We start from the raw sequence: 4,578 nt of genomic DNA on the forward strand, positions 1-4,578 counted from the left end.
GGTCTTACGCTTCGAAGTGAACCGGCTCGCCCGCCTGCTGCGTGGCGTACTCCGACAGCGCGGCAAAAAACTCCGTGCCGCTGCGCGTGTCGCGCCATTCGCCGTCGACGAAACGGAAGTGGAAACCACCGGCTTTCGCGGCGATCCAGATCTCGCTCATAGGTGGCTGCAGGTTGACGATGATCTTCGAGCGGTTCTCGAATTCGAGGGTCAGGACGTTGCCGCTGCGCTCCAGTTCGATGTCGGCATCCGTGTCGTCGAGCGCGCGTTCGATGGCGGCTAGCGCGGCTTCCGCGCGGGTCAGGTATTCACTATCGGACATGCTAAACTCCATCGATTATTTATTCAGGGACAGTCATGCGAGTCGTATCTCGGATGCGCGCGGCGGCGCCCGGCCGCGCGATTGTAGCGGGTTTGGCCATTCTCGCAGGTTGTGCGCTCGCCGGTTGCGGTCAACGCGGCTCGCTCTACCTGCCGGCCGTGCCACCGCTGCCTGCCCCGCCAGCTCATCGCGCACAAACGCCACCGCCGGATGAAACGCAACCGGCTGCCGGCGATGCCGCCGATACAAGCTCGATTCCGGACACCTCGGGTACGCCGCTGTCACTCGCGCCTGAAGATCAGCTTGCCACACCGCCTGCTTCGGATGCATCGGGCCCATCGGCACCACTGCCAGCCTCTGCCGCCCCTTCCGTTCAATAAGACTTTCGCATGACTCGATCCACATTTGGCTACGTCGACGGCGTCTTGCACGTCGAAGATGTGTCTGCCGTTTCCCTCGCCGAGCAGTTCGGCACGCCGCTGTATGTGTATTCGCGCGCGGCGCTCACCGCCGCCTGGAACGCGTACGCGGGGGCTTGTGCCGGCCGTCGCGCGAGCGTGCACGTGGCCGTGAAAGCCAACAGCAATCTCGCGGTGCTGAACGTGTTCGCACGGCTGGGCGCGGGTTTCGACATCGTGTCGGGCGGCGAACTCGCGCGCGTACTGGCGGCGGGCGGAAAAGCGGAAAACATCGTGTTTTCGGGTGTCGGTAAAAGTGTGAACGAAATGCGCGAGGCGCTCGCGGCCGGCGTCAAATGCTTCAATGTCGAGTCGATTCCCGAACTCGATCGGCTCAATGCGGTAGCGGGTGAAATGGGCAAGAAGGCACCGGTGTCGCTGCGCGTGAACCCCGACGTCGATGCGAGGACGCACCCGTACATTTCCACCGGTCTCAAGTCCAATAAGTTCGGCGTCGCTTTCGAAGAAGCGCGCGCCACATACCAGGCGGCCGCGGCGATGGCGAATCTCGAGGTGGTCGGCATCGACTGCCATATCGGCTCGCAGATCACCGAAGTCGCGCCCTATCTCGACGCAATCGACAAGCTGCTGGAACTGATCGAGCAGATCGAACAGGACGGCTCGACGATTCATCACGTCGACGTGGGCGGCGGTCTCGGCATCACTTACGACGACGAAACGCCGCCGGAAATCGGCGAGTTCGTGCGTACCGTGCTCGATCGCATCGAAGCGCGCGGCCACGGCCATCGCGACGTGTATTTCGAGCCGGGCCGCTCGCTGGTCGGCAACGCGGGCGTATTGCTCACGCGTCTCGAATTCCTGAAGCCGGGCGCTGAAAAGCACTTCGCGATCGTCGATGCCGCCATGAATGATCTCGCGCGCCCCGCGATGTACGACGCGTATCACGCGATCGAGCCGGTCGTGAAGCGCGACGTGCCCGCGCATGTGTACGACGTGGTCGGCCCGGTCTGCGAAAGCGGCGACTGGCTGGGGCGCGAACGGTTGCTCGCGGTCGAAGCGGGCGATCTGCTCGCGATCCGCTCGGCGGGCGCGTATGGCTTCGTGATGAGCTCGAACTACAACACCCGCCCGCGTGCTGCGGAGGTGATGGTGGATGGTACACAGGCGCACTTGGTTCGTGCGCGCGAAGAGGTGCAGCACCTGTTTGCTGGCGAAACTATTCTGCCGGCGTAAACGCCGAGCCCTGCGTCACCGCGTCACCGCGTCACAGCGACGTTTGATCGAAAAAAGGCGATGCCACTACGTTGGCATCGCCTTTTTGCTATTCGAGCGCGGTGAATCCGGCGGCGCTCGCCGTCATCGTCGACGCGCGTTCGCGCCTCGTTCGCGCAACCACACGATCAATCGCCAACCCAGCAGCGCAATCATGATCGCGCCGTATATCTTCGGCAGCAGCAGATCGTGCTTGCCCGCCTTCATCCACCAGAAATGCAGGATCGCCAGCGCGCCGATCGCATAGATCGTGCGATGCAGCGTCTGCCAGCGTCGCCCGAGCTTGCGCACCATCGCACGCGGCGACGTGACGGCGAGCGCGATCAGCAGCACGAACGCCGCGAACCCGACGGTGATGAACGGCCGCTTGCCGATGTCCTTCAGAATCGCCGCGAAATCGAACCACTTGTCGAACCACAGGTAGGTGGTGAAATGCAGCGCCGCGTAGAAAAACGTATAGAGCCCGAGCATGCGCCGAAAACGCACGAACGCCGCCACACCGGTGAGGCGGCGTATCGGTGTCACCGCCAGCGTGATGCACAGGAAGACCAGCGTCCACAGCCCCGTCGAGCGCGTGATGAACTCGATCGGATTTGCGCCGAGGCGGTCGGTGATGCCGAACAACACGATGCGCGCGAGCGGGTACAGCGCCGCGATAAATACCGCGACTTTGGCCGGCACGATCCAGCGCGCGGCGCCGGCCGGCCGGCGCGCGGTGGCCGACGATGCACGCGTCGCATTCCCGCGTGGGGTCACAGATTGCGTATCGGAAGCCATCGTCGTGCCTCAGAAGTTCTTTTTCAGGTCCATGCCCTGATAGAGCGATGCGACCTGGTCGCCGTAGCCATTGAACATCAGCGTCTTGCGCTTCGGCGTGAAAAAGCCGTCTTCGCCGATTCGCCGCTCCGTCGCCTGGCTCCAGCGCGGATGATCGACATTTGGATTCACGTTCGAATAGAAGCCGTATTCGTTCGACGCGTAGGTGTTCCAGCTGGTCGGCGGCTGCTTGTCGACGAAGCGGATTTTCACCAGCGACTTCGCGCTCTTGAAGCCGTACTTCCACGGCACCACGACGCGCACCGGCGCGCCGTTCTGATTAGGCAGCACCTGGCCGTAGACGCCCATCGTCAGCAGCGTCAGCGGATGCATCGCTTCGTCCATCCGCAGCCCTTCAGAATACGGCCAGTCGAGTACCGGCGTCGACAGTCCGGGCATCTGCGACGGATCGGCGAGCGTGATGAACTGCACGTACTTCGCGTTGCCGGTCGGCTCCGCGCGCTTGATCAACTCGGAGAGCGATACGCCGATCCACGGAATTACCATCGACCACCCTTCGACGCAGCGCATCCGGTACACGCGCTCCTCGAGCGGCGCCAGCTTCAGCAGTTCGTTGATGTCGTAGACCTTCGGGTTCTTGATCTCGCCCTCGACGCTCACCTTCCACGGACGCGGCCGCAGCGTGCCCGCGTTTTGCGCAGGGTCGGATTTGTCGGTGCCGAACTCGTAGAAGTTGTTGTAGGTCGTGATGTCCTTGTACGGCGTGACCTTGTCCAATGCAACGAACTTCGTATTCGTTTTTGCCGCGAGCTTTTGCGCCTTCGAGTCTGGCGACGTGTAAGCCGCCAATGCTTCGCCGTTCACGCCGATCAAGCCGCCGAGCGCCATTGCGCCGGCCGCCTGAAGGATGCGCCGGCGGTTCTCGAACACGTGCTGCGGCGTGATTTCGCTGCGCGCGATGTTATCGCCGCTCAGTTGACTGCTATCGCTTCGCTTGATCCACATCGTGCTGCTCCTTGCCGGCCCACCTGCCTGAGTACCGCGCGGGCCGATATTGATGATCACTTGTTCCGGGCGTCAGTCGTCCACGGGTACATCGCTAACGAACACCATGGACGCAACGGATATTCCGGCCGCCATAAAAAAACCGCCGGTGCAGAGCAGCGGCGGTTGTTGGTCGGTTCAGCGCGGTGGATCTTACAGCTTGCCGTAACTATGCAAGCCCGACAGGAACATGTTCACGCCAAGGAAAGCGAAGGTCGTGACCAGCAGGCCGGTCAGCGCCCACCACGCGGCCACCGCGCCGCGCAGCCCCTTCATCAGACGCATATGCAGCCAGGCCGCGTAGTTGAGCCACACGATCAACGCCCAGGTTTCCTTGGGGTCCCAGCTCCAGTAGCCACCCCACGCTTGGGCCGCCCACAGCGCGCCAAGAATCGTGGCAATCGTGAAGAACGCGAAACCAACCGCGATCGACTTGTACATCACGTCGTCGAGTACCTCGAGCGGGGGCAGACGGTCCGCCAGCACGCCGCGCTCCTTGGCCAGATAGGCAACACCGACCATCGCCGACAACGCAAAGCTGCCATAGCCGATGAAGTTCGCCGGCACATGAATCTTCATCCACCAGCTTTGCAGCGCCGGCACCAGCGGCTGAATCTGCTGTGCGTCGCGCGCAACCGAGTACCACATCAGGAAGCCGACAGCCGCGCTGATCACCAGCAGCACGAACGCACCGAGCGCGCGAGTGTTGTAGTGCTGCTCGTAGTACAGATAGAACAGTGCGGT

The 4,578-nt window shown here is 62.8% G+C and carries 6 protein-coding genes; 2 read left to right on the forward strand and 4 right to left on the reverse strand.

All coding sequences use genetic code 11. The features are described 5' to 3' along the window. Positions 1 to 4: 4 nt before the first annotated feature. On the reverse strand, positions 5 to 322 hold the full coding sequence (gene cyaY / locus VGH68_RS26960) for an iron donor protein CyaY (RefSeq protein ID WP_011490036.1): 318 nt from the start codon (positions 320 to 322) through the stop codon (positions 5 to 7). Between the two features lie 35 nt (positions 323 to 357). On the opposite strand from cyaY, the gene lptM reads away from it, so the two are divergent. Both lptM and lysA read left to right on the forward strand, forming a co-directional pair. Continuing rightward, positions 358 to 702 carry an LPS translocon maturation chaperone LptM gene (gene lptM / locus VGH68_RS26965; protein WP_331606776.1) on the forward strand — a complete coding sequence of 115 codons (345 nt, stop codon included), beginning with the start codon at positions 358 to 360 and terminating at the stop codon, positions 700 to 702. A gap of 9 nt (positions 703 to 711) precedes the next feature. Next, entirely contained in the window at positions 712 to 1,974 is a 1,263-nt protein-coding gene (lysA, locus tag VGH68_RS26970; protein ID WP_331606777.1) for a diaminopimelate decarboxylase, read from the forward strand. Positions 1,975 to 2,097: 123 nt separating this feature from the next. On the opposite strand, the gene msrQ is transcribed toward lysA, so the two are convergent. The 3 genes from msrQ to ccsB form a co-directional block, all read right to left on the reverse strand. Then, the gene (msrQ, locus tag VGH68_RS26975) at positions 2,098 to 2,790 is read right to left on the reverse strand and encodes a protein-methionine-sulfoxide reductase heme-binding subunit MsrQ (RefSeq protein WP_331606778.1); all 693 of its coding nucleotides are present in this window, start codon (positions 2,788 to 2,790) and stop codon (positions 2,098 to 2,100) included. Between the two features lie 9 nt (positions 2,791 to 2,799). Next, complete coding sequence (gene msrP / locus VGH68_RS26980) at positions 2,800 to 3,795, reverse strand: protein-methionine-sulfoxide reductase catalytic subunit MsrP (RefSeq protein ID WP_331606779.1); 996 nt, start codon at positions 3,793 to 3,795, stop codon at positions 2,800 to 2,802. A 192-nt stretch (positions 3,796 to 3,987) separates the two neighbouring features. Next, the coding region (ccsB, locus tag VGH68_RS26985; protein WP_331606780.1) for a c-type cytochrome biogenesis protein CcsB at positions 3,988 to 4,578 on the reverse strand (591 nt) is incomplete at its 5' end.

Source organism: Paraburkholderia sp., assembly GCF_036488505.1.
In the GTDB taxonomy this organism is placed as follows: domain Bacteria; phylum Pseudomonadota; class Gammaproteobacteria; order Burkholderiales; family Burkholderiaceae; genus Paraburkholderia.

What these genes read in the sequence shown, in the direction of transcription:
- cyaY (WP_011490036.1), bottom strand. Translation starts at nt 322, where the DNA reads ATGTCCGATAGTGAATACCTGACCCGCGCGGAAGCCGCGCTAGCCGCC.
- lptM (WP_331606776.1), top strand. Translation starts at nt 358, where the DNA reads ATGCGAGTCGTATCTCGGATGCGCGCGGCGGCGCCCGGCCGCGCGATT.
- lysA (WP_331606777.1), top strand. Translation starts at nt 712, where the DNA reads ATGACTCGATCCACATTTGGCTACGTCGACGGCGTCTTGCACGTCGAA.
- msrQ (WP_331606778.1), bottom strand. Translation starts at nt 2,790, where the DNA reads ATGGCTTCCGATACGCAATCTGTGACCCCACGCGGGAATGCGACGCGT.
- msrP (WP_331606779.1), bottom strand. Translation starts at nt 3,795, where the DNA reads ATGTGGATCAAGCGAAGCGATAGCAGTCAACTGAGCGGCGATAACATC.